At 66.4% G+C, this 23204-nt stretch carries 22 protein-coding genes; 11 read left to right on the top strand and 11 right to left on the bottom strand.

The genetic code is table 11. The annotated features are described in order from the left end of the window. Window positions 1–109: 109 nt before the first annotated feature. Entirely contained in the window at window positions 110–1504 is a 1395-nt protein-coding gene (locus tag AC5RUK_RS15185; RefSeq protein ID WP_494152678.1) for an ABC transporter substrate-binding protein, read from the top strand. Between the two features lie 318 nt (window positions 1505–1822). Here AC5RUK_RS15185 and AC5RUK_RS15180 read toward each other — a convergent pair whose 3' ends face one another. The 5 genes from AC5RUK_RS15180 to AC5RUK_RS15160 form a co-directional block, all read right to left on the bottom strand. Further along, window positions 1823–2593 carry an ABC transporter ATP-binding protein gene (locus AC5RUK_RS15180; RefSeq protein ID WP_493987908.1) on the bottom strand — a complete coding sequence of 257 codons (771 nt, stop codon included), beginning with the start codon at window positions 2591–2593 and terminating at the stop codon, window positions 1823–1825. Next, complete coding sequence (locus AC5RUK_RS15175; protein WP_493988241.1) at window positions 2590–3585, bottom strand: ABC transporter ATP-binding protein; 996 nt, start codon at window positions 3583–3585, stop codon at window positions 2590–2592. Before AC5RUK_RS15175 ends, AC5RUK_RS15180 begins: the two co-directional genes overlap by 4 nt. 74 nt (window positions 3586–3659) lie before the next feature. Further along, window positions 3660–4640, bottom strand: coding sequence for a branched-chain amino acid ABC transporter permease (locus tag AC5RUK_RS15170; RefSeq protein WP_493987909.1), 981 nt, complete (start codon window positions 4638–4640; stop codon window positions 3660–3662). Between the two features lie 11 nt (window positions 4641–4651). Then, complete coding sequence (locus AC5RUK_RS15165; protein WP_493987910.1) at window positions 4652–5974, bottom strand: branched-chain amino acid ABC transporter permease; 1323 nt, start codon at window positions 5972–5974, stop codon at window positions 4652–4654. 281 nt (window positions 5975–6255) lie between these two features. Then, on the bottom strand, window positions 6256–6552 hold the full coding sequence (locus AC5RUK_RS15160; protein WP_493978707.1) for a GroES family chaperonin: 297 nt from the start codon (window positions 6550–6552) through the stop codon (window positions 6256–6258). 222 nt (window positions 6553–6774) lie between these two features. Between AC5RUK_RS15160 and AC5RUK_RS15155 the strand changes: the two genes are divergently transcribed. The 5 genes from AC5RUK_RS15155 to AC5RUK_RS15135 all read left to right on the top strand — a co-directional run bounded on the left by AC5RUK_RS15155 (window position 6775) and on the right by AC5RUK_RS15135 (window position 11753). Further along, window positions 6775–7617 carry a Bax inhibitor-1/YccA family protein gene (locus AC5RUK_RS15155; RefSeq protein ID WP_493987911.1) on the top strand — a complete coding sequence of 281 codons (843 nt, stop codon included), beginning with the start codon at window positions 6775–6777 and terminating at the stop codon, window positions 7615–7617. A 78-nt stretch (window positions 7618–7695) separates the two neighbouring features. Beyond that, entirely contained in the window at window positions 7696–8622 is a 927-nt protein-coding gene (locus tag AC5RUK_RS15150) for an aldose 1-epimerase family protein (RefSeq protein WP_494108098.1), read from the top strand. 37 nt (window positions 8623–8659) lie between these two features. After that, window positions 8660–9937 (top strand): AI-2E family transporter, encoded by a 1278-nt coding sequence (locus AC5RUK_RS15145; RefSeq protein WP_493987913.1) that lies wholly within the window; start codon window positions 8660–8662, stop codon window positions 9935–9937. After that, window positions 9934–11172, top strand: coding sequence for a threonine ammonia-lyase (gene ilvA, locus AC5RUK_RS15140; RefSeq protein ID WP_493987914.1), 1239 nt, complete (start codon window positions 9934–9936; stop codon window positions 11170–11172). Before AC5RUK_RS15145 ends, ilvA begins: the two co-directional genes overlap by 4 nt. Before the next feature lie 2 nt (window positions 11173–11174). Then, window positions 11175–11753 carry a rhomboid family intramembrane serine protease gene (locus AC5RUK_RS15135; RefSeq protein WP_493987915.1) on the top strand — a complete coding sequence of 193 codons (579 nt, stop codon included), beginning with the start codon at window positions 11175–11177 and terminating at the stop codon, window positions 11751–11753. 98 nt (window positions 11754–11851) lie between these two features. Here AC5RUK_RS15135 and greA read toward each other — a convergent pair whose 3' ends face one another. Both greA and AC5RUK_RS15125 read right to left on the bottom strand, forming a co-directional pair. Further along, entirely contained in the window at window positions 11852–12343 is a 492-nt protein-coding gene (gene greA, locus AC5RUK_RS15130) for a transcription elongation factor GreA (RefSeq protein ID WP_493987916.1), read from the bottom strand. A 270-nt stretch (window positions 12344–12613) separates the two neighbouring features. Continuing rightward, a complete protein-coding gene (locus AC5RUK_RS15125; RefSeq protein WP_493987917.1) occupies window positions 12614–13063 on the bottom strand; it encodes a DUF4307 domain-containing protein in 450 nt (149 codons plus the stop codon). A gap of 54 nt (window positions 13064–13117) precedes the next feature. Here AC5RUK_RS15125 and mca point away from each other — a divergent pair, with 54 nt between their 5' ends. The 3 genes from mca to AC5RUK_RS15110 all read left to right on the top strand — a co-directional run bounded on the left by mca (window position 13118) and on the right by AC5RUK_RS15110 (window position 16609). Continuing rightward, window positions 13118–14032 (top strand): mycothiol conjugate amidase Mca, encoded by a 915-nt coding sequence (gene mca / locus AC5RUK_RS15120; protein WP_493987918.1) that lies wholly within the window; start codon window positions 13118–13120, stop codon window positions 14030–14032. Window positions 14033–14096: 64 nt separating this feature from the next. Then, window positions 14097–14447, top strand: a complete 351-nt coding sequence (locus tag AC5RUK_RS15115; protein WP_494126488.1) for a hypothetical protein — start codon at window positions 14097–14099, stop codon at window positions 14445–14447. Window positions 14448–14449: 2 nt separating this feature from the next. Next, window positions 14450–16609, top strand: a complete 2160-nt coding sequence (locus AC5RUK_RS15110) for a thioredoxin domain-containing protein (protein ID WP_493987920.1) — start codon at window positions 14450–14452, stop codon at window positions 16607–16609. 33 nt (window positions 16610–16642) lie between these two features. On the opposite strand, the gene trhA is transcribed toward AC5RUK_RS15110, so the two are convergent. After that, entirely contained in the window at window positions 16643–17404 is a 762-nt protein-coding gene (gene trhA / locus AC5RUK_RS15105; RefSeq protein WP_493987921.1) for a PAQR family membrane homeostasis protein TrhA, read from the bottom strand. A 124-nt stretch (window positions 17405–17528) separates the two neighbouring features. On the opposite strand from trhA, the gene AC5RUK_RS15100 reads away from it, so the two are divergent. Both AC5RUK_RS15100 and phoH2 read left to right on the top strand, forming a co-directional pair. Further along, entirely contained in the window at window positions 17529–18290 is a 762-nt protein-coding gene (locus tag AC5RUK_RS15100) for an isoprenyl transferase (RefSeq protein WP_493987922.1), read from the top strand. A gap of 268 nt (window positions 18291–18558) precedes the next feature. Then, window positions 18559–19956 carry an RNA 5'-3' helicase PhoH2 gene (gene phoH2 / locus AC5RUK_RS15095; protein WP_494108094.1) on the top strand — a complete coding sequence of 466 codons (1398 nt, stop codon included), beginning with the start codon at window positions 18559–18561 and terminating at the stop codon, window positions 19954–19956. A gap of 139 nt (window positions 19957–20095) precedes the next feature. Here phoH2 and AC5RUK_RS15090 read toward each other — a convergent pair whose 3' ends face one another. The 3 genes from AC5RUK_RS15090 to AC5RUK_RS15080 form a co-directional block, all read right to left on the bottom strand. Beyond that, entirely contained in the window at window positions 20096–21445 is a 1350-nt protein-coding gene (locus tag AC5RUK_RS15090; RefSeq protein WP_494152677.1) for a sensor histidine kinase, read from the bottom strand. Next, on the bottom strand, window positions 21435–22097 hold the full coding sequence (locus AC5RUK_RS15085; protein WP_494108092.1) for a response regulator transcription factor: 663 nt from the start codon (window positions 22095–22097) through the stop codon (window positions 21435–21437). Before AC5RUK_RS15085 ends, AC5RUK_RS15090 begins: the two co-directional genes overlap by 11 nt. A 101-nt stretch (window positions 22098–22198) precedes the next feature. Next, window positions 22199–23110, bottom strand: coding sequence for an AfsR/SARP family transcriptional regulator (locus AC5RUK_RS15080; protein WP_494152676.1), 912 nt, complete (start codon window positions 23108–23110; stop codon window positions 22199–22201). Window positions 23111–23204 lie beyond the last annotated feature (94 nt).

The raw sequence follows: 23204 nt of genomic DNA, 5'->3' as shown, positions 1-23204 counted from the left end.
CCAAAACGCTTATTTTCACCGACAAATTGGACTAGTTTTCTCTGTAATCAGGAATACCTGGTGATCGCATCAAAGGTTCGCGGACCTTTCGATCGAGGAGAAAACATACATGACTGCAACACGCAACGCAGTGCTCTTCGGCACCGGCGGCAATTCCGCACGCGCGGGACGGGTGGCCGCGCTCGGATTGGGAATCGCTTTGTTTGCCTCGGCGTGCGGCGGGGGGACGACGACGCCTGCGGAGACCGGCGGGGGAGCAGGGACATCGGCACCGGCGGGCGCATCCGGTTTGGTGTGTCCCGAAGCAGGAGAGGGCGGGGGCCCCACTGCAGGCGCGACGGGCGACCCGTCCGCTGTTCCCGAGACCAAGGGCTCCACCGAGGCCCCGCTGAAGATCGGCACGCTGCTGCCTGCCACCGGCTCGCTGGCCTTCTTGGGCCCGCCGGAAGTTGCAGGCGTCAAGCTGGCCGTTGAACGGATCAACGAGGCCGGCGGCGTACTGGGCAAAGACGTGGAAACCATCCAGCGCGACTCTGGTGACACCACCACCGACATCGCGACCCAGTCCGTGACCGAACTGCTGAGCGAGGACGTCAGCGCCGTCGTAGGAGCAGCGTCCTCGGGCGTATCCAAGACCGTAATCAACCAGATCACCGGCGCAGGGGTGCTGCAGATTTCCCCGGCGAACACGTCGCCGGATTTCACCACTTGGGATGACAAGAACCTGTACTGGCGCACCGCTCCGTCGGATGTGCTGCAGGGCCGCACGCTGGGCAGCTACATGGTGTCCTGTGGCGCCCAGACGCTGGGCATGATCGTTCTGAACGACGCCTATGGCACCGGCTTGGCGGACAACGTCAAGCAGTCCTTTGAAGGCGCCGGCGGCCAGGTGGTGGCCACCGAAATGTTCAACGAGGGCGACTCCCAGTTCAGCTCGCAGGTGGACGCCGTCGTCAACGCCAAGCCCGACGCCATCGCGTTGATCACCTTCGACCAGATCAAGTCGATCGCACCGCTGCTGTTGTCCAAGGGAGTCACGCCCGACCAGATGTTCCTGGTGGACGGCAACACCTCGGACCTGAGCGCGGACCTCGATCCGGGCGCCATGGCCGGTGCACAGGGCACGATCCCCGGAACGTTCGCCAAGGAAGACTTCCAGGCGGCGCTGGCGGAAATCGACGACAACCTCAATTCCTACTCCTATGCAGGTGAGTCCTACGACGCTGTGAACCTGGTGGCCTTGGCAGCCGAAGCCGCCGGAAGCACCAAGGGCGAGGACATCGCCAAGGAAATGCAGGGCGTGTCCGCGGACGGTGAAAAGTGCTTCGACTTTGCCGGCTGTGTCACGCTGCTGCGCAACGGTGAAGATATCGACTACGACGGCATCTCCGGCCCGATCTCGTTCGACGAGAACGGTGACCCGACCGAGGCCTACATCGGCATCTACGAGTACGACGACACCAACGTACCGCAGCCGAAGCGCGAGGAGTTCGGCCAGCTGTAAGGCCGCTCCAGCACCACGGGTAATCACGACAGAGGGTCCCGGCCGCCGGCCGGGACCCTCTGTCGTGCTCCCGGGCGGGCTGCCGGCGGAGGGGCGGGCGGTGGGCGGCCGGCGGGCGGCCTGAGAAGGCCGCCCGGGACCGAAGGGGCCTCGGCGACCGCACGCGGCGGGAATGCCCGCCCGCGGGGGTGCTCAACCGGCAGTGGAGTGCCTGTGGGGGTGCTCAACCGGCGGCGGCACTTGTCCGAGTGCCCAAACGACGACGGCGCCCGCCCCGGAGGACGAGCGCCGCCGTCGAGGTGGCTGGCTGCGGTGGACTCAGGCGGTGTCCGCTAGGGTGCCAAGGTAGAGCTGGATGACCTTCGGATCCTTCAGCAGCTCGCGGCCGGTTCCGGTGTAGGCGTCCTTGCCCTGGTCCAGGACGTAACCGCGGTCGCAGATCTGCAGGCAGCGGCGCGCGTTCTGTTCCACCATGATGACCGAAACACCTGCCCGGTTGATTTCATGCACCCGCAGGAACGTCTCGTCCTGTTTGACCGGCGAGAGGCCGGCAGAAGGCTCGTCCAGGAGCAGCACCGCCGGATCCATCATCAGGGCTCGTCCCATCGCCACCATCTGGCGTTCACCGCCGGAGAGCGAGCCGGCCCGCTGCGCGCGCCGCTTGGCCAGGTCCGGGAAGATGCCCGCCACGAAATCGAAGCGCTTCCTGAAGTCCTTGGGCCGCTGGAACATGCCCATTTCCATGTTTTCTTCGATGGTCAGCGTCGAGAAGACGTTGTTGTTCTGGGGGACGAACCCGATGCCGCGGCTGACGAGCTTGTTCGCCTTCAGCCCGGTCAGGTCCTGGCCGCGGACCACCACGGTGCCGGAGTGGACCTTGACCAGGCCGAACATCGCCTTGAGCAGGGTCGATTTGCCGGCACCGTTGGGGCCGATGATGCCAATCAATTCGCCCTGGCGGGCTTCGATGCTGCAGCCGTTAAGGATATTGACGCCGGGCAAGTAGCCGGCCACCAAATCCGTCACGGTGACCACCGGTTCCCCCGGTGCCACGGCTGCCGGGGTCGATTCGATGCGGCGCGCATTCATGGCTGGTCCTTCCTTCTCGGGCTTCGGTGGGTGTCGTCGGCTTCGTCTGCGCTGGAATCACGCTCGCTGATGTGGCGGCCCAGAACGCCCTCGCTGGCCGTTCCCACGACCGACTCTGCGTCCTGTGCCAACTCTTCCTCCAGCGCCTCGACGCCTTCGGCGTCGCCCAGGTCGACGTCGTGGTGGGCGCCCAGATAGGCGTCAATCACTGCCTGATCCTTCATGACGATGGCCGGCGGACCTTCTGCCACGATCCTCCCTTCGGCCATGACCACCACCCAGTCAGCGATGTGGCGGACCATTTGCATGTCGTGTTCGACGAACAACACGGTCATGCCCTCGGCCTTCAGGTTTTTGACATGCTCCAGCAGCGACTGCGTCAGGGCGGGGTTGACGCCGGCCATCGGCTCATCGAGCATGACCAGCTTGGGCCGGACCATCAAGGCGCGCGCCATTTCCAGCAGTTTGCGCTGGCCACCGGAGAGCGATGCTGCGTAGTCGTCCCGTTTGGAGTCCAGTTTGAATTTGGTCAGCAGGACGTCGGCCTGCTTGGTGATCTCCCGTTCCTTGGGCCCCCAGATGTTCTTGAAGAGGGCCTTGAACAGGTTCTCGCCGGACTGGCCGGTGGCACCCAGACGCATGTTCTCCATGACGGAGAGCTTTCCCATGACCTTGGTCAGCTGGAACGTCCGCACCATGCCCATGCGCGCCACCTTGTAGGACGGCACGCCGGCGAGCGAATGCCCCTCGAAGGACCACTCGCCGCTCTGGGGGACGTCGAAGCCGGTCAGCAAATTGAACAGCGTGGTCTTGCCCGCCCCGTTGGGTCCGATCAGCGCCGTGATCTGGTGCCGTGGGATCTCGAGGTATTCCACGTCCACGGCGTTGACGCCGCCGAACTGCCGGGTGACGTTTTTGGCGACGAGGATGGGATCCCGCTTCCGGCACCCCGGGCCCGGTTCGTCGGCGGCGATGGGACGGGTATCCGTCATGTAATCGTTGGCCTGCTGGTCCGCCTCGTCCGGGACAGCGGTTGCTCCGACAGCCGTGGTGCGGTCTTGTTCGCTCATGTGAATGCCAGTTCTTTCTTATTGCCCAGCACACCTTGAGGCCTGAAGATCATCAGCAGCATCAAGGCGATGCCAACCAGGATGTAGCGGAGCTGTCCGGCCTGTGTGGTTGTCAGGAAGGTGATGTAGTCCGCCTCGATGGCGCCGTAGAGCAATCCCTGGGTCAGCGAGAGCACTACCCAGAAGATCATGGCGCCGATAACAGGGCCAAGGACGGTGGCCATGCCGCCCAGCAGCACGCAGGTCCAGAGGAAGAAGGTCAGCTCCGTCTGGTAGTTGGCCGGCTGTACCGCTCCGCGGGGGAGGGTGAAGACCATGCCGGCCATCGTTCCGAACAGGCCGCCGATAATGAGGGCCTGCATCTTGTACGAGTACACGTTCTTACCCAAGGACCGCACCGCGTTCTCGTCCTCGCGAATGCCCTTCAGGATACGGCCCCACGGGCTGCGCATCAGCAGGAACACCAGCAGGCAGCAGAGTGCCACCAGGCCCCAGCCAACTACGCGGATCCAGAGGCCGCGCTCACTCAAGCTCACCAGGCCGAAATTGTAGACGCCCTCCGGGAACGGGTTCAGGGCGAAGAATCCGCCTTCGAAGGCAGCCAGACCGTTGGCCGAACCGGTGATGTCCGTCAGGTCGTTGGTGGTGACCACGTACCGGATGATCTCCGCGGCGGCGATCGTGACGATGGCCAAATAGTCCGCCCGGAGGCGCAGTGTGGGGACGCCCAGCAGCAGCGCAAAGATCACCGAACCGATCAGGGCTATCAAGACGCCGACAAAGAACGGCACGCCCCACTCGAGCGTGGGAATGGCGAAGCCGTAGGCGCCGATAGCCATGAAACCGGCTTGGCCAAAGTTCAGCAGGCCGGTATAGCCGAAGTGGACGGCCAGACCGAGTGCGGCGAGGGCGTAGGCGGCCGTAGTCGGGCTGATGATTTCGCCCAGTGCGTTGGTGAATATATTCAGGAAATCCATGGTGTTGCCTCCTAACCCACGCGCTCTCGACGGCCCAGGATGCCCTGTGGCCGGAACAGCAGGACGACGATCATGATCAGCAGGGCGCCGACGTACTTCAGGTCTGCTTCCAGCCAGAGTGTCGACAGTTCGACGAACAGGCCGACGATGACGGAACCGACCAGGGCGCCGAACACGGTGCCCAGGCCGCCGAGGATGACGCCGGCAAAGACGAGCAGCAGGATCTGCTGCCCCATGTTAAAGGTGACCCCGGGGCGGTAATAGGCCCACAGGATGCCGCCCAGCGCGGCCAGCACCCCGCCGACCGTCCAGACGATGCGGATCACGCCGTCAACATCGATGCCGGAGGCCGCCGCCAGCGCGGGATTATCGGCGACGGCCCGGGTTGCCTTGCCCAGGCGGGTCTTCAGCAGCAGCATGGCAATCAGGATGATCACTATCAGGCTGACAATCAGGGAGAGCAGCGTATTGCGGCTGATCGAAATGTTGCCCAGTTCCAGGATGGGGCTCCTTGCCTGCGGCAGCTGCTGCGTGGCGCCGCCGAAGTTGAACTGGATGACATAGCGGGCAGCCAGGGCCAGGCCGATGCTGATGATCATCATGGGGATCAGCCCGGTACCCCGATGACGTAGGGGCTTCCACAGCCAGGCGTCCTGGGCCCAGCCGAACGCACCGCCCAGGACAATGGCCAACAGCATCGCCAGCCACACCGGAATGCCGAGAAGTGCGAAGCCGAACATCAGCACCGCGCCGGCGGTGACCATCTCGCCGTGGGCGAAGTTGGTCAGGCCGGTCGTGCCGTAGATGAGGGACAACCCCACCGAGGCCAGGGCCAGCAGCAGGCCGAAGCTCAGGCCTGCAATAAGACGCTCGACGAAGATCTCGCCGAAACCGGCGCCTTGGAGCACAATGCCTTCACCGAGCGGGAAGATGGCCGCGGCGTTGGACGTGTTGCTGAAGGTGACTTCCCGTGGATTGGGTGTGCCTTCGGCCAGCTCCACTCCCTCCGGGAGGGTCGAGACGTCCACTTCGACTTGATAGGTTCCCCGGACGGGAACACCGATCGACCAGGACCCGTTTTCGCCGGTGATTGCTTCGCCGCTGAATCCTTCGCCCGTGGCCGTGATCCGCACTCCCACGACGGGGCCTTCGGCATTGCGCAGGACGCCGCTGATCGTGTCGCGGAACGGCTCCGCCGGCGCGGTCGTCGTCGTAGCAGGGGTCGGCTCAGGTGACGTGGTCGAAGCCAGTGAGGGGGGAGCGGACAAGAGGATCCCCGTGATGATCGCCAGCAAGGCGAGTAGTGTCCCCAATGGCCGAACAAGCTTCGGCATCGCGATCAAGATATGAACCTCCACAGTGGGGGGTGTGGTCCGCCGGATTGCCGGCAGGCGCTGACAGCGTCTGTGAGGGAAATCACCGACGTGTCGTTTATGTTACCTGCGTCACGGGTGACGGGAGCGCGCGTTCTGTCGCGATCAGGTAACAACTGTGAAGCCGTCGTTTAGCAACGGTGAAACGTAAAGGCACCGAGGGGCAGCCTGACTACCGGATGCCGGCCGTGCCGCACGGGAGCGGCCGGATTCGCCGGGGTGGCTACGGGTAGGGCGGGGAACTACAGGTAGAGCCCCGTGCCGCTGTCCGCTTCCTCCGGCTGGGAGACGGCATGAACGTCGCGCTCGCGGAGCAGTGTGTAGTCGGCGGCGTTGACTTCAACTTCCGCCCGGTCTTCGGGGTCGAAGAGCACCCGGTCGCCGACCGCCACCTGGCGCACGTGCGGGCCCGCGGCGACTACCTCTGCCCACGCCAGGCGCTTACCCATGACGGCGGTGGCAGGAATGACGATTCCCGAGGACGAACGGCGCTCGCTGCTGTCTTGGTCCGGGGCCACGAGGATGCGGTCATGGAGCATTCGCAGGGGCAGTTTGGCCCGGGCGGAGGAACGGGGCGGGTTGGAAGGACTGCGGGAAGTCACTGGAGCATTCTACCCGGGGCAGGCGCAGCGGGCCGCCGGGAGGGCGGCGGCGCTGCCCGATGAGGGTTCACCGGCCCGTCATGGAATTTTCTGCCGTGTTATTCGTTGGGATTGGTAGTCTAAGCATTAGCTCGCCCCCTGACGATGGAGGACAACAAGATGGCAATCGGAGGAAATCCGGTTTTCAACAACCCGAAGGCGTTCCGCGGTTCACCCGCGGGACCTGCCGGAGCCGGCTCTGCGGTGCTGGCTGGCCAGACCCAGCTTTCCAGCCAGCAGTTGCAGGATCTGTACAACCAGCCGTCGGCGGGCCCCGCCCAGACCGGCCGGATGACCTATGACGACGTCATCCTCAAGACCCTGGCCTGCCTGTCCCTGGTGGTCGTCGGCGGTGCCATCGGCTGGATGTTCCCGATCCTGCTGATTCCGGGCATGATCGCCGGCCTGGTCCTCGGCCTGGTCAACGCCTTCAAGCGGGAACCGTCCAAGGGCCTCATCCTGGCTTACGCCGCCGCCGAAGGCCTGTTCGTCGGCGCCCTGTCCATGGTCATCGATGCGATGTACCCAGGCGTGGCCCCGCAGGCCGTGCTGGGCACGGTGTGCGTCTTCGCCGTCACGCTGGCCCTGTTCAAGAGCGGCAAGGTCCGCGCCACGCCCAAGGCCATGCGCTTCTTCATGATCGCACTGATCGGCTACGCGCTCTTCTCCCTGGTTAACCTGGGCCTGATGTGGTTCGGCGTGCTGGACAACCAGTGGGGCATGCGCGGCATGGAGATCAACATCATGGGCATCGGCATCCCGCTGGGCGTGATCATCGGCCTGCTGGCCATCGGCCTGGCCGCGTTCTCCCTGATCGTCGACTTCACCTCGATCGAGCAGGGCGTCAGGCAGGGCGTGGACCGCAAGTACTCGTGGACGGCCGCCTTTGGCCTGACCGTGACGCTGGTCTGGCTCTACGTGGAGATCTTGCGCCTGCTCGCAATCCTCCGCGGCGACGAGTAATCCGCCGTATTTTCACCCACCGACCCCGGCCCGGCGCCGGGGTCGGCTGTTTAAGCGGCGGCCCGGTACGGTGGAACCATGACGGGCCAGCGCGGCCGGGCAGCGACCGGCGAGCAGTTTGAACTGCTGCGCGCCGGATCGCGGGCCGTGATCACCGAACTGGCGGGCTGCCTCCGGCTCTTTGAAAAACAGGGCGTGCAGCTAACTGAGACATTCGACGATGACCGAATCCCGCCCTCGGCCTCGGGGATCCTGCTGGCACCCTGGCCCAATCGGGTGGACGGAGGACGGTGGGAGCTCGACGGCGCCGTCCAGCAACTGGACATCACGGAACCGGGCCGCGGCCATGCCATCCACGGGCTGCTGCGCAACACCGGCTACCGGCTGATCGACCGCAGCGGCTCCGCGATGGTGCTGCAGGCTGAGATTTTCCCCCAACACGGCTACCCCTTCCGGCTCAGCCATGCCGCCGAGTACTCCCTGGACCAGGCCGGCGACCTGACGGTCCGGCAAGAACTGCTGAACCTGTCCGCAACGGCGGCCCCGGTCGCACTGGGCGCGCATCCGTTCATCCGACTGGGAGACGAACCCGCCGACCGGCTGACCCTGACCGTGCCGGCCGCGCGGTTCTTTCCGGCGGACCGGCACACCAAGATTCCGACAGCGGAAGCCCCGGTCAACGACCAGACCGACCTGCGCAGTGGAGCCTTGGTGGCGGGCCTCGACATCGACCGCGGCTATACCGGACTGTCTGCCGGACCCGGCGGGCGCGTCGTGACCACACTCGCCTCGGAGGGCGGTTCGGTGGTCGGGCTGTGGCAGGAAGAACCGTTCCGCTACGTCCATGTCTTTGTGACCACCAAATATCCGGGCCGCGACCGCGCCGTTGCGGTGGAACCAATGACGGCGCCCGCAAACAGCCTCAATTCCGGCCTGGGGCTTCAATGGCTGGAACCCGGTGCAACGTTCGGCGGAAGCTGGGGCATTACGGCGCAGCTTCACTGAACGCACGGCTGGGTCACAATATGAAACTATTGGGTGTATGAACCGGTCCTTCCCCGAAAACCGTGCGCTGCCGGCCGGACGCTTGGCCGGAGCCGACGGTCAACACCACGTCCGCGAGGACGTGCCCTATGCGCTGCGGATCAGTGCGGCCTGGGCGTGGCGGGTGGGCCTGATCCTGGTCGTCGGCGGACTGCTGGTCTGGCTGCTCAGTTTCGTCTCGCTGCTGATCATTCCGCTGATGGTCGCGGCGTTGATTGCCGCCTTGATTTCCCCCGTTGTCCGGTTCCTGCGCAAGGCCAAGGTTCCCAAGAGCCTGGCGGTGGTCATCACCATCCTGGGCTTCCTGGGGCTGATTGGCGGGGCTCTCTCCCTGGTCGGCCGGCAGCTCTACATCGGCTTCAGCGAGCTGTGGGACCAGGTGCTGCAAGGCATCGGCCAGGTCCAGGGCTGGTTGACGAACGGACCGCTCCGCCTGACCAACGAACAACTCAACGACTACCTGAACGAAGGCCTGGACCAGCTGCAGAACAACAGCAGCGCTATCTTCTCCAGCGCCCTCAGCGTCGGGTCCACCGCCGGACACCTGGTCACCGGCCTGCTGCTGACCATCTTCGCGCTGATTTTCTTCCTGTACGACGGTGACCGGATCTGGCGTTTCATGGTCGGGCTGCTGCCCAAGAAGGCGCGGGCGGCAGGCAATGGCGCCGGCCGCAAGGGGTGGACCTCCATGGTCCACTACATCCGGGTCCAGATGTTCGTTGCCTTCGTTGACGCCGTCGGCATCGGCGCCGGCGCGGCCATTATCGGGGTGCCGTTGGCACTGCCGCTCGGCGTCCTGGTATTCCTTGGCTCCTTCGTCCCGATCGTTGGCGCCCTGCTCACCGGGTTCGTCGCCGTCCTCTTGGCGCTGGTGGCCAACGGCTGGGTCAATGCGCTGATCATGCTCGCCATCGTGCTGGGTGTGCAGCAGTTGGAGGGCCACGTGCTCCAGCCGGTGATTATGGGCAAGGCTGTCTCGTTGCATCCGTTGGCCGTCGTGCTGGCCGTCGCCGGCGGCTCCATGGTCGCGGGAATCGCCGGTGCGCTGTTTGCCGTCCCCTTGCTCGCGATACTCAATGCGGTCGTGAAGTACATTGCCGCCCGCGGATGGGAAACGGATCCGGCCTTGGGTGCGCCGCCACCGGTGGAAGAGCCATACCGGGCGCCGGAACCGGCGTTGGCTTCGCCGGGTCCCGGAAATCCGCCCGAGCCCTCAGACCGGGAACCCTCCCGCAGACGCCGCGTCCTGCTGCACAGAAAAGAGACCGACAAGTGACAGTCACCGCCCAGCTTCCCGTCACGCTCGACGACATCCAGGCCGCCCGGATAACCCTTGACGGCATCATCGCCAAGACGCCGATCGAACAATCCCGCGCACTGGGCCGGATGGTCGGCTCCGATGTGTTCTTCAAGTGCGAGAACCTGCAGCGGGCCGGGTCGTTCAAAGTCCGGGGGGCGTACGTGCGGATGGCCGGGCTGTCCGATGAGGAGAAGGCACGCGGCGTCGTGGCTGCCTCCGCCGGAAACCACGCGCAGGGCGTGGCAGTGGCGGCGGCCCGCCTGGGCATCAAAGCCCGTATCTTCATGCCGCTCGGCGTTGCCTTGCCGAAGCTCGCAGCCACCCGTGGCCATGGTGCCGAAGTGGTGCTGCACGGCCACAACGTGGACGAAGCCCTCGCCGAGGCCCAGCGCTATGCGGACGAAACCGGCGCGGTCTTCGTGCATCCGTTCGACAACCCGGACATCATCGCCGGCCAGGGCACCCTGGGGCTCGAGATCCTGGAGCAGGTCCCCAACGTCGAGACCATCGTCATGGGCGTCGGCGGCGGGGGACTGCTGGCCGGGGTCGCCACGGCGGTCAAGGCCAAGGCCAAGGAGATGGGCCGCGAGATCAAGGTCATCGGCGTGCAGGCGGAGAATGCGGCAGCATACCCTCCCTCCCTGGCCGCCGATGCGCTGGTGCCGCTGCAGAAGGTCTCCACCATGGCCGACGGTATCGCCGTCGGCCGCCCCGGGCAGCTGCCGTTCTCCATCATCCGGGAGCTGGTCGACGACGTGGTCACGGTCAGCGAAGATGCCCTGGCCCGCGCCCTGATCTTCCTGGTTGAACGGTCCAAGCTGGTGGTCGAACCTGCCGGCGCCGTCGGCGTCGCCGCGCTCATGGAAGGTGTCATCCCGGACCCGGGCACCACGGCGGTGATTCTCTCCGGCGGAAACATAGATCCCATGTTGATGCTGAAAGTGATCCAGCGGGGTCTGTATGCCTCCGGCCGGTTCATGTCCGTGCGGATCATGCTCGACGATCGTCCCGGTTCGCTGGCCACGATTTCGCGGATCATCGCCGAATCGGATGCCAATGTCACCCGCGTGGACCATACCCGCATCGGCGGGTCCATCAGCATGGGCGACGTTGCCATCACCATCGACATCGAGACAAAAGGCCACGAGCACTGCGAACTGGTGCTCGGCAGCCTCCGCGGCGCGGGCTTCCAGCCCGTCGTCGTCCACTGACCGTGGCGGCCGGAAGCCGTGGACTGCGCCCCGCCCCGGCGCTGGCCGGAGCCGGCGCATTCGCGGCACTGCTCTGGGTGGTCTTCCTGGTCAACATCTTTGCCGGCGGGTACTTCAGCCTGCTGCTGGGCATCGCCCCACGGCGGCTCGAGGGGCTAGACGGCGTGGTGTTCGCGCCGCTGCTGCACGCCGATACCAGCCATCTGTTGAGCAACACTGTCCCGCTGCTGGTGCTCGCGTTCCTGACGCTGCTGGAAGGAATCCGGCGGTTTTGCGTGGTGCTCGCCTGCAGCTGGCTGGCCTCCGGGCTGGGGGTCTGGCTGACCGGTGCGGGCCTGACAATCGGCGCCTCGGGCCTGGTCTTCGGGCTGTTGGCCTACCTGTTGGTGCGCGGCTTCTACAATCACAGCTGGCGCCAGATCCTGCTGGCCGTGGTCATCTTTCTTTTCTACGGCTCGGTGTTGTGGGGCGTCCTGCCGACGGCGCTGCCCGGGATTTCCTGGCAGGCGCACCTTTTCGGGGCGGCCGGGGGAGTCGCTGCCGCGGTGCTGCTGCGCCGCCGCAGACGGGGCCTCCGCTGAACCCGTTCCCCAGCGATCGGAAACGCCCAACGCCTGCTCCCGCCTACGCGAAAGGGCGGGCTCCCGCAGGAGCCCGCCCTTTATAATGGGGTGCGTGATCAGCCGGCGTAGGGCTTGGCCGAGATGATCTCCACGGCGATCTGCTTGCCGTTAGGCGCGGCGTAGGTGGTGGTATCTCCCGCGCGCAATCCGTGGATGGCCGCGCCGAGCGGGGACTTTTCGCTGTACACGTCCAGTTCGGAATCTCCGGCGACCTCGCGGCTGCCGAGCAGGAAGCGCTCGGTGTCGCCGGCGATCTTCGCTTCGATGACCATGCCCGGCTCTACGATTCCGTCGTCAGCGGGTGCTTCGCCCACGTGGGCGTTGCGCAGCAACTCGGTGAGCTGACGGATCCGGGCTTCGGCCTTGCCCTGTTCTTCCTTGGCGGCGTGGTATCCGCCGTTTTCCTTGAGATCCCCCTCGGAGCGGGCCTGTTCGATGCGGTCGACAATCTCTGCCCGGCCGGGGCCCGAAAGGTGATCCAGTTCAGCCTTCAGGCGGTCGTAGGCTTCCTGAGTGAGCCAGGCGACGGGTGCGCTGGAAGTGGACACGTAGTTCTCCTTAGTTGCTGCCGGTGCCGCTGGACGCGGGGCCGGCACGGTGGCTCTTTGCACAAAAGGCCGCCAAGTTGGCGGCCACTCCATGCAAAGACCCCGCCATGAAGGTGAATCATTCGTTCTGGGAGTTCCCAGTTCACCGGAGGCGGGGCGGAATGTATTTGCTCAATTGTAGTCAGCCCCCGCCGGTTTTCCCAATAACACGGTGGCAAAAGATGCGCCGCACCCTGGAAAGCAGGGCTCCGGGCGCGCCCACCGGGTGCGTCAGCCGCTGGCGTCGGCGGCCCAGCAACTGTCCACGCCGCCGGAGACGGCCAGGGATTCGGTCCTCAGCTGAACGCGGTGTGCCGTGGTCTCGGCCGTATCCCCCTCGGCGGCGGGCCCGATCGTGGCGACCTTCCAGCCGACGACGGCGTAGTTCTCGCTCAGGGCCTGTACGGCGCAGTGGACCGTAGCCTCGGGATCCTTGGTGACTTGGAAGTCCACGGTGATGTGGCCGGCGTCGGCCACCGAAAAGCCAACGTCCTTGCTCTCAACCTGCGGCCCGTCCTGGCCCAGGGCGAAGAAACCGGCGCCGATGACGGCCACGCCCAGTGCCCCGCCCGCCATTGCCAGCTTGCTGCGGCGCGACAGCGTCCGCCGCGGCGTGCCGTAACGTTCGGAAACCGTTAAGCTGGGGGGAGTCTGAGGAGTTCGGGGGCCGGAGGTGCTCACGCCCTCAAGTTTAGCTTCCCACCCACCCATGCAAGATTTTCCAGGAGCAGCCACGTGAGCTTCGATGCAGCCCGGCCGGCGCAGAGTGAGGGACTGCGCCTGCTGGCGGTCCACGCCCATCCGGACGACGAATCCAGCAAGGGCGCCGCGTCCATGGCGCGTTACGCCGCCGAAGGCGTCCAGGTGCTCGTCGCCACCTGCACCGGCGGTGAACGCGGAGACATCCTCAACGCGGAGGCTGCCTCCGATCCGCAGGCGCACCGGGACCTGGCCGGGATGCGGCGGGTGGAGATGGCCCGGGCGGCAGCGGAGCTGGGCGTACAGCATCGCTGGCTGGGGTTCGCGGATTCGGGCCTTCCGGAGGGGGATCCGCTCCCGCCGCTGCCGTTCGGCAGCTTCGCCACCCTGCCCCTGGAACGGGCTGCAGCCCCGCTGGTTAAGCTGGTCCGCGAGTTCCGCCCGCATGTGGTGATCAGCTACGACGAGAACGGCGGCTACCCGCACCCGGACCACATCATGGCGCACAAAGTGGCGGTGGAGGCGTACCACGCCGCCGGCGACCCGGAGCGCTACCCGGAGGCGGGCAGCCCCTGGGAGCCGCTCAAGCTTTACTATGACCGTGCGTTCAACCCGGAACGGTTCCGCGCACTGCACTACGCCCTGGAGGAAGCCGGGCTGCAGTCGCCCTACGCCGCACGCCTCGCGGCATGGCTGGAGGCCGACGCCGAGGGGCACCAGCCGCCCATGCCCAACCACCGGACCACCACGCAGATCGACTGCGGCGACTTTTTCCGCCACCGCGACCGCGCGCTGCTGTCGCACCGAACCCAAGTGGAGCCCACCGGGTTCTTCTTCGCGGTCTCGGAGGAAATGCAGCGGACCGTCTGGCCGTGGGAGGATTTCTCGCTGATCCACGCCCGGGTGGAGACCAGCGTGCCCGAAACGGATTTTTTCGCGGGCATAAGATAGACCTTGCAGCCAACCAGCGCCGGAACCGAAGTTTTCCGGGACGCAGCGAGAAAGAGATTAAAACTTGCCCCTGATCCAGATCCTTGCCGCCGTCGCCGCCGGTGCCGGCGAACCCACTCTCCGGCCCGGCCTGGACGCTGACCAGGTTTCGCCCGGGCCCTGGGGCTTCTTCTTCACCTTTGCCCTGGCGGCCGTGGTGGTTTTCCTGATCTGGGATATGTCCCGGCGCATCCGGCGGGTGCGCTACCGCTCCCAGGTGGAGGAGAGCGGCGGCCACGATGCGCGGGAGGCGGGCCCCGAAGCGTCCGGGCAGGCAGGCGGGGGCACGCGCGGGCACACGGACGGCGGCGGCACCGAAACGGGGAGCACGAACGAACACAGCGGCGGCTCGGGCCGCCCGGACCGCAGGGAGTGACCATGGCCGGCAGACTGCGCTCAGAGGCTTCGGCCTACTTGCGGCAGCATGCCGGGAACCCGGTGGACTGGTGGCCGTTCGGTGACCAGGCCTTTGAACAGGCACGTCTGCGCGACGTGCCTGTTTTCGTTTCGATCGGCTACGCGGCATGCCACTGGTGCCACGTGATGGCCGGTGAATCCTTCGAGGACGAGGCCACGGCCCGCTACCTGAACGAGCACTTCGTTCCGGTCAAAGTGGACCGGGAGGAACGTCCGGACGTGGACAACGTCTACATGGGGGCCACACAGCTGATGACCGGCCAGGGCGGCTGGCCGATGAGCGTCTTCGCCCTGCCCGACGGCCGGGCCTTCTATGCCGGCACCTACTTCCCGCCGCGGCCGCTGCCCGGCCAGCCATCCTTCCGCCAGGTGCTTCAGGCGGTCCATGAAGCCTGGGAGCAGCGCCGCGGCGCCGTTGAAACCACTGCCGCCTCGCTGGCCCAGGCCCTCGCAGAGGCCGGGGAAGCCAACCGCGAACTCCTCGGGGACCTCACCCCGGGGCCCGACGACGGCGCGGCGGACCGGTCCCACGATCCGGGGCCGGGACCGGTGCAGGTGTCCGCCAGCGGCTGGGGTGCGGGCCGCCCGGTCCTCGAACAGGCCGTCGAGGTCCTGGCGCGCCAGGAGGACACCGTCTTCGGCGGGTTTGGCGCGGCCCCCAAATTTCCGCCGTCGGCCGTGCTGCACTTCCTGCTCCGGCATGCTGCGGCCTCGCGGTCCGACACTGCCGGGCAGGCCGCCGGATTATCTTCCCGTACGCTGTCCGCCATGGCCGGGTCCGCGTTGTACGACCAAGTGGAGGGCGGCTTTGCCCGCTACGCGGTGGACCGTCAGTGGTCCGTGCCGCACTTCGAAAAAATGCTCTACGACAATGTCCAGTTGCTGCGCGTGTATGCCCAATGGGCCCTCCAGTCTTCGGTCGAGGCCGAGAGGAACCTGGGGCGGGCGGTCACGGCCGGTACGGCGGACTGGATGCTGGACCGGCTGCAGTTGGCGCACGGCGGGTTGGCGTCCTCGCTCGACGCCGACACCGTCGTCGACGGCGTCCACCATGAAGGCGCAACCTACCTGTGGTCGCCGGCAGAGCTGCGGGAGGCGCTCGGCGACGACGACGGCGGCTGGGTCGCGTCCGTGATGGGTGTGGGCGAGCGGGGCAACGTCAGCGCCACCGGGTCGACGTTGCACCCGGGACGGGTGCTGGGGCCGGACGAGCGGCAGCGCTGGGAAGGGCTGCGTCCGGTACTGCTGGCGGCACGCCGGAAACGGCCGCAGCCGGAGCGGGATGAAAAAGTCGTTGCCGGTTGGAACGGGCTGGCCGTGGCCGGGCTGGCCGAAGCCGGCGAGCTGCTCGAACGGCCCGACCTTACCGCCGCCGCCGTGGCCGTGGCGGACTACCTGCTGGCCGTGCACCTGGACGGCTCCGGCCGGCTTGCCCGGGTTTCCCACAACGGTTCTGCCCAGCACTTCGAAGGTTTGCTGGAGGACTACGCCGGCTGTGCGGAAGGACTGTTCTCGCTCTATGCGGCCACCGGGGAGCCCCGCTGGTTTGCCGCCGCGGAAGCGCTGGTGCTGCGCGCGGAGGAGGTGTTCCTGGGTGAGGGACAGCTCAACGACCAGGCGGCCCCTGCCGCCCAGGTGGCTGCCGCCGCCGGATCCGTTCCGCCCGCGGATCCGCTGGAGAGCGCCACCCCCAGCGGCACCAGCCTGTTTGCCGGCGCGCTGGCCACCTATGCGGCCTACAGCGGCTCCGTCCGGCACCGGGATCTGGCCGGCCGGCTGCTCGGCTATCTGGAGCGGATTGCCGTGCGGGCACCGCGTGCTGCCGGGTGGGGCCTCGCCGCTGCGCAGGCACTGGCGGCCGGGCCGGTGGAGCTGGCCGTCACGGGGGCACCGGGCGCAGCCGCCGCGCTCATAGCCGCGGCGCGCGCAACCGGCAGCCCGGGCATGGTCATCGCCCGTTCCTCAGAGGCGCGGCCGCCGGAGGGGGCGGCCCCGCTGCTGGCCGATAAGCCAGCCCCGGCGGAAGGTGCGCTGGCGTACGTGTGCCGCGGAATGGTCTGCCGGCGGCCGGTGGCCACCGTCAATGACCTGCTGGCCGAGCTCGGCCCGGGAGCAAGCTGAGTCCGGCACCCTTCCCGAAGCCCTTGGCGACCGTCAACCGGAGCGGCCCAGAACCGCGATGATGATGGCGGTGTAATGGCAGACGAAGGCCACCACGGTGAAGGCATGGAACAACTCGTGGAAGCCGAACCAGGTGACAGAGAAATTCGGCCGCCTGATCCCGTAGACCACCGCACCGCCAATGTAGAAAACACCTCCCGCGCAGATCAGGACCGACGCGGGGACGCTGGCAGCGAAAAAGTCGGGCAGGTAGAACAGGGCGGCCAGCCCGAGAGCGCAATAGACCGGGACATAGAGCCAACGCGGGGCATGGGGCCACAACACCCGGAACCCGACGCCGGCGATGGCTCCTGCCCAGATCAGCCACAGCAGCAGCGTGGCCTTCGCCGGTTCCAGCAGTGACCAGGCCAGCGGCGTGTACGTTCCGGCGATGACCAGCATGATGTTGGTGTGGTCCAGGCGCTTGAGCACCAGCTTGACGTTGGGGCTCCAGTTGCCGCGGTGATAGACGGCGCTGACGCCGAAGAGCAGCAAGCCCGTGGCCGCGTAGACCGCGCACGCCCATTTGGCCGCTGCGGTGGGTGCCAGCGCCACGAGGACAATTCCGGCCACCAGGGCCAGCGGGGTGGCCCCCGCATGCAGCCAGCCACGGAACCTCGGCTTGATATTGAGTGCGTCGGCGACCTGCTCCACGGTCCGTTCGATGGGGCCGTCCGTCGCCTCCCGGCGGGCAGCGGAATCCTCGCGACCGCCCCGGTAGCCGGATGGCCCGGTGACGGCGCCGTGTTCACTCATGCGGATAATTCTAGCGGCCGGGGCCGCCTTGGTTACCGGCCGGTAACTACGTGTGGCGCGGAACCGGGCGAACGGGGGGATAGAATTCTAAGTCGTGAACGGGCGATCAGGAAGGCGGGGTGCTGTGTCTCTTCCCGGCGTCCTGTACCGCCTGTATGAGCGGCGCCTGCAGCGTTCGCTGGCGCCTGACCGGATCCCGGGCCACATCGGCGTGGTGGTTGACGGCAATCGGCGCTGGGCCAAACTGGCCGGGGCTCCCACGCGGGAAGGACACCAGGCGGGAGCCGACAAGATCCTGGAGTTCCTGGGCTGGTGCGGCGACCTGGGCATCAAGGTGGTCACGCTCTACATGTTGTCCACGGACAACATGGGCCGTTCGGAAGAGGAACTGCGCGAACTGCTCGGTGTCATTGGCAATACCTTGGACCGGTTGGGCGAGGGCAAGAACGTGCGCGTCCATCCCGTCGGTGCGCTGGAGACGCTCCCGGCCGACCTCGCCGCGAAACTCAGCGATCTGGGGGAGCAGACCGCGTGTGTCAACGGCGTCCACGTGAACGTGGCCGTGGGCTACGGCGGCCGCCGGGAAATCGTTGACGCGGTCAAGGGCCTGCTCCGCCATGCCGACACCGAAGGCAAGAGCCTGGCGGACGTTGCCGATGCGCTGGGCGTCGAGGACATCTCCCGCTACCTGTACACCAGCGGCCAGCCGGACCCGGACCTGGTCATCAGGACCTCCGGCGAACAGCGGCTCTCCGGCTTCCTGATGTGGCAAAGCGCCTACAGCGAATATTACTTCTGCGAGGCCCTGTGGCCGGATTTCCGGCGCTTGGACTTCCTGCGCGCTCTCCGCGACTACGCCAGCCGGCAGCGCCGTTTCGGCGCCTGAGGCAGGCCGGCAGAGCGGGCGGGCCACCGGCGTCGTTACCGTTCGCGCAGAATTCATTGAAACGATTTCTCCCGGGCTCTTGTCCTAGTGAATTACATCCGCGTAATTTGGGACTATCAGTCAGCAAACCGCAGATTGATCGGGAGGCCACCAGTTTGATGCGCACAGCGAAAGCCGCATCGGGGGAGGCCGGTTCCGGCCTGGTGGCCCTACCGTCCACGCCCCGCTTCAATCAGTCGGAGCCGTCGCGCTCCGGACGGGAGCAAGCATGACCGCCACCAAGAATCCGCACCTTGCCGCCACGACCGGACCCGGGAAGCAGCCCGCCGCTGCCACCTCGTCCGGTCGTTCTGTTTCCGCCGGGGAACCGGAAACAGCGCGGGCGTCGTTTGTCCTGGACACCTCTGTGCTGCTGTCCGATCCCCGGGCACTGCTGCGCTTCGCCGAGCACGAGGTCATCCTGCCGGTGGTGGTGATCACGGAGCTGGAAGGCAAACGGCACGACCCGGAGCTGGGCTACTTCGCCCGCCAGGCACTGCGCCTGCTGGACGACCTGCGCGTGCAGCACGGCGGCCTGAACCAGGCCATACCGCTGGGTGCGGAGGGCGGCACACTCCGTGTGGAGCTCAACCATATTTCCCCCGAAGTGCTGCCGGCCGGATTCCGCGGCGGCGGCAACGACAGCAGGATTTTGGCCGTGGCCAAAAACCTGGCCGTCGAGGGCCGCAACGTCACCGTGGTCTCCAAGGACCTGCCCATGCGGGTGAAAGCGTCTGCGCTGGGGCTGCGTGCGGACGAGTACCGCAACGAACTGGTCAAGGACTCCGGCTGGACCGGCGTGGCCGAGCTGGATGTTCTCGACGACGACGTGAACGCGCTGTATGGACACGAGCCGGTGTTCATCCCGGAGGCAGCGGAACTGCCCGCCAACACCGGCCTGGTGCTGCTCTCCAACCGCGGATCGGCGCTCGGCCGGGTGGGAGCCGACAAGCAGGTCCGCCTGGTCAAGGGCGACCGTGACGTGTTCGGTTTGCACGGCCGCTCCGCGGAGCAGCGGCTGGCCATCGACCTGCTGATGGACCCGGAGGTCGGAATAGTCTCCCTCGGCGGACGGGCCGGTACCGGCAAGTCCGCCCTGGCGCTGTGTGCCGGGCTGGAAGCGGTGCTGGAGCGGCGCGAGCACCGGAAGGTGGTGGTGTTCCGGCCGCTGTACGCCGTCGGCGGCCAGGAGCTCGGGTACCTGCCGGGCTCCGAATCGGAAAAGATGAATCCGTGGGCCCAGGCGGTGTTCGACACGCTCGGCGCCCTGGTCTCGAACGAAGTGGTCGAGGAAGTCATGGACCGCGGCATGCTTGAGGTGCTGCCGCTGACCCACATCCGCGGCCGCTCCCTGCACGATTCGTTCGTGGTGGTGGATGAAGCGCAATCCCTGGAGAAGAACGTGCTGCTGACGGTGATGAGCCGGATCGGCCAGAACTCCAAGATTGTCCTCACCCACGATGTGGCACAGCGTGACAACCTGCGCGTCGGGCGCCACGACGGCATCGCCGCCGTCGTGGAAACGCTCAAGGGGCACCCGCTCTTCGGCCATGTGACGCTGACGCGGTCGGAGCGCTCGCCCATTGCCGCCCTGGTCACGGAGCTGCTGGAGGGCGCCGAGATCTAGCCGGCGGCATTCCCCGGCCTACTGGAGGGAAGCGGGCTGCCGAAGCGCGGCCCGCTTCCCGCCGACTACAGCCGGTCAATTGCCGCCGTTATCGTACCCGGGCTACCGCCGGTGGTGCCCTGGTCAGGCGCGGTGGAGACTACTTCCCGGAAGGAAAGGCGATGACGATCCGGGTGCCGGCACCGGGGGCCGATTCAACCTGCAGCGTACCGTCGGCTTCCCGGACGGTGTCGCGGATGATTCGGAGGCCGATGTGGTCCGCTCGCCTGGCAGCGTCAGGAGTAAAGCCGACGCCGTCGTCGACAACCTCCAGCACCACTGCATTGCTCCATTGCCGCAGCGAGACCCTGACCAGCTGGGCGCAGGCGTGCTTGGATGCATTGGTGACGGCTTCACGCGCTGCGCGGTAGAGCAGCTCGGGGGAGCCGAGAGCGGTGGGCTCCGGGAAGTCAATATCCAATTGCCAGTCGGCTCCGCGTTGGCGGACCAGAACACCCAATCCGTCGAGCGCAGCCGGCAAGCCCTCAGCCGACAGGTCCGGCGGATACAGTGTCAGCGTGATGTGGCGCAAGTTACGGATGCTGCCCTGCACAACATTCTGCGCCAGCGCATGAAAGGTGCTGTCCGAACCAGCCTGCTGCTGTCCGCGTGATTCCAGACTGTAGGCCAGCCCGGCCAGCTCTTGGATGACGTCGTCATGAAGGGTCCGGGCCAGACGCCGGCGTTCTTGTTCGGATGCCGCCATTGATTGCTGCAGCAGTCCTCGCCGGATTTCACTATTTTTCCGCATGCGGCGCGCCATTCGGATTGCGGGTCCAAGCTGGAGCATCTGCAGCACGGCCAACGCGATCAAGATGACAGGCAGGATGCCCAGCATCTCGTCCTGCATGCGGTTGATTTCGTCCGCCGGGTAGGACAACTCGAAGATGTAGTCATCTCCGTTGCCGGCCTGTGCACGCACATAAACGTTAACCAGCTGGGCCTGGCCCGTCTCGAAGATTTTGTCGGCGTCCGCCGGATCTTCCACGACGCTGACAGGTGCATCCCCCTGCAGCTGCACCAGGAGATGGGCCGGCAGGTCGAACTGCTGCCCGATGAGTTCATCGACGTCCGAATACACAATCGTGCCGTCGAAGTCCCAGACCTTGACCCGCAAAATGTGGCCGTCGTCAATCATCGGGTCGACTTCGCTGTCCAACTCGGCAAGGGCCTCTGGGTTGCCCGCGAGCACGCCTTCCGTGACGTCCTGCGCGAATTCGTGGTCGACGACTTGTTCCGTGTGTTCGGCGGTGTGGAGGAGTGCCTGGTCGGCAGCCAGCGAGCGGGCGACCATGATCACCGGCACCGTGACGATGATCAGAGCCGCCAGTCCGGACAACGCGAAGCGGCGCAGGGCCGCCTGCATTTCCGAGGGCTTCCGGCGGCGGGGCTCGGAGCGTGATTCAGCGAGGATGCTGCGCCGGACCCGCGCGGCGAACTCAACGACCATGCGCGCCGCCCAGCAGTTCCAGCCGCTGGGCGGTGGCGACGGCTTCCAGCTGGGTATGAGCGCCGAGCTTGGCCAAAATCGACTTCACGTATCCCCGGCACGTGTGCGGGGAAATGCCCAGCCTCCGGGAATTCGTGCGGACATCGTAGCCTGCTGCCATGAGAGCCAGTACCTGATGCTCGCGTTTGGTCAGCGCCGGTCTGTCCGCTGCCTGGGCCGGCGGAGCGGTGGCACATCGGGTGAGCGCGGACGGATGGACCGCCATGCTGCCGCTCCTGGCGTGCCGGATTGTTTCGAGCAGTGTCGAGAGGGAGCCGTCTTTGGGCAGGAAACCGCAAAGACCCGATGCGGCGGCGCGCGCGAGTACATTCAGCGACGGGTTACCGGTCAACAAGATGATCCGCGTCTCCGGGGCAGCCTGCAGGATCTGCTCCGCGGCGCTGAGTCCATCTCCGTCGGGCAAATGGTAATCCATGATCACCACGTCGGGCCGGGTCCGGCGGCACAGGGCAACCGCCTCCGTCACGCCGGTGGCGCTGCCCACGTTGATCAGATCCGATTCCCGATCCAGGGCATCAGACAGCAACTCCGCGAAAGTCGTGTGGTCATCTACGACGGCGATGCGTAGTTCTTGCTCCCCCAAAGAGCTCATACTCCAGTTCCCCAACTCAAGACACGAAGGACTTGACCCCACCTAGAGTATGCATGGTGCGCACCTGGAAGTACATACCGGGCCAGCGCGGTCCCGCGGTCTCAGCTGGCCGTCAGCGCCTTGCGCAAGAAAGAGCTGACGATGTCCCCGGCCGCCATATAGCGCGGTTCCGCCGTAACATCAGCTGTGAATTGTTCCTTCCGGTACGTCGCTGCGGGCATGTCCAGCCGTTCGTTGAGCACCAGTAGTGCCGCCAGGACTTCCGACAGGCCGGACTGCGCGTCGGCGGTGGCCTTCAGCAGCCGCACGTAGATCTCCTGAAGGGCCGGGCCGGGTGCACATCCGAGGTCGCTGCCGAACAATTGCCGGCATCGTTCGTAGGCCTGCAACCCGTCCGCATGCCGTCCGCAAAGCTCCAGGCCTCCGATCAGGGCTGTCCACGCCGCCTCATTGAGCGGAGAAGCAGCAACGCAGCGCTGCGCCCAGAGCACCGCTTCATCGGGCCGCTGCAGGGCCAGCGCGGCCTCTGCAGCCAACTGTTGGGCGTGCTGCACCATTTCGGCATGCCTCGACCGGGCCTCTTCTGCCCAATCGGGAGTCAATTCGTCGCCCAGCAGCGGTTCAGCGGCGAGCGACAGAGCCTCGGCCAGCAGAGGGTACGCCCTCCACGGATCGGAAAACTCGGCGGCCCGCACCAGGGCTTGGAACCGGTGCAGGTCGACGTCGACCATGTCCCGGTCGATCAGGTAACCGCCGTTGGCGGTGCGCAGCGGTCCCGTCTTTGCGCAGCCAGGCTGCAGGTTGCGCCGCAGAATGCTGACATAGCTCTCCAAGGTGGCCAGCGCTTCGCCCGGCGCCCGGCCGCCCCACAACATGTGCACCAGCCGGTCCTTCGACATGGGCGAACCAACGTGCAATAACAATATCTCCAGCACCTGACGCGGCTTTGGGCCGCCCAGCTTGTCGGCTGTTAACACGTCCTCGCCGCGACGAATCCGCAAGTTTCCGATCATTTGCACAGCCACGGGCATGGCCCGTCCACTCAATTGCTCCACGATTCCCCCTCGTAGCACGCACCCCCCCATGAGTGCACCACCATCGTGCGTT

Source organism: Arthrobacter sp. Y3223065 (assembly GCF_059090885.1).
Note: the sequence above shows the minus strand (reverse complement) of the source record. Positions and strands in the feature narration are given on the sequence as shown.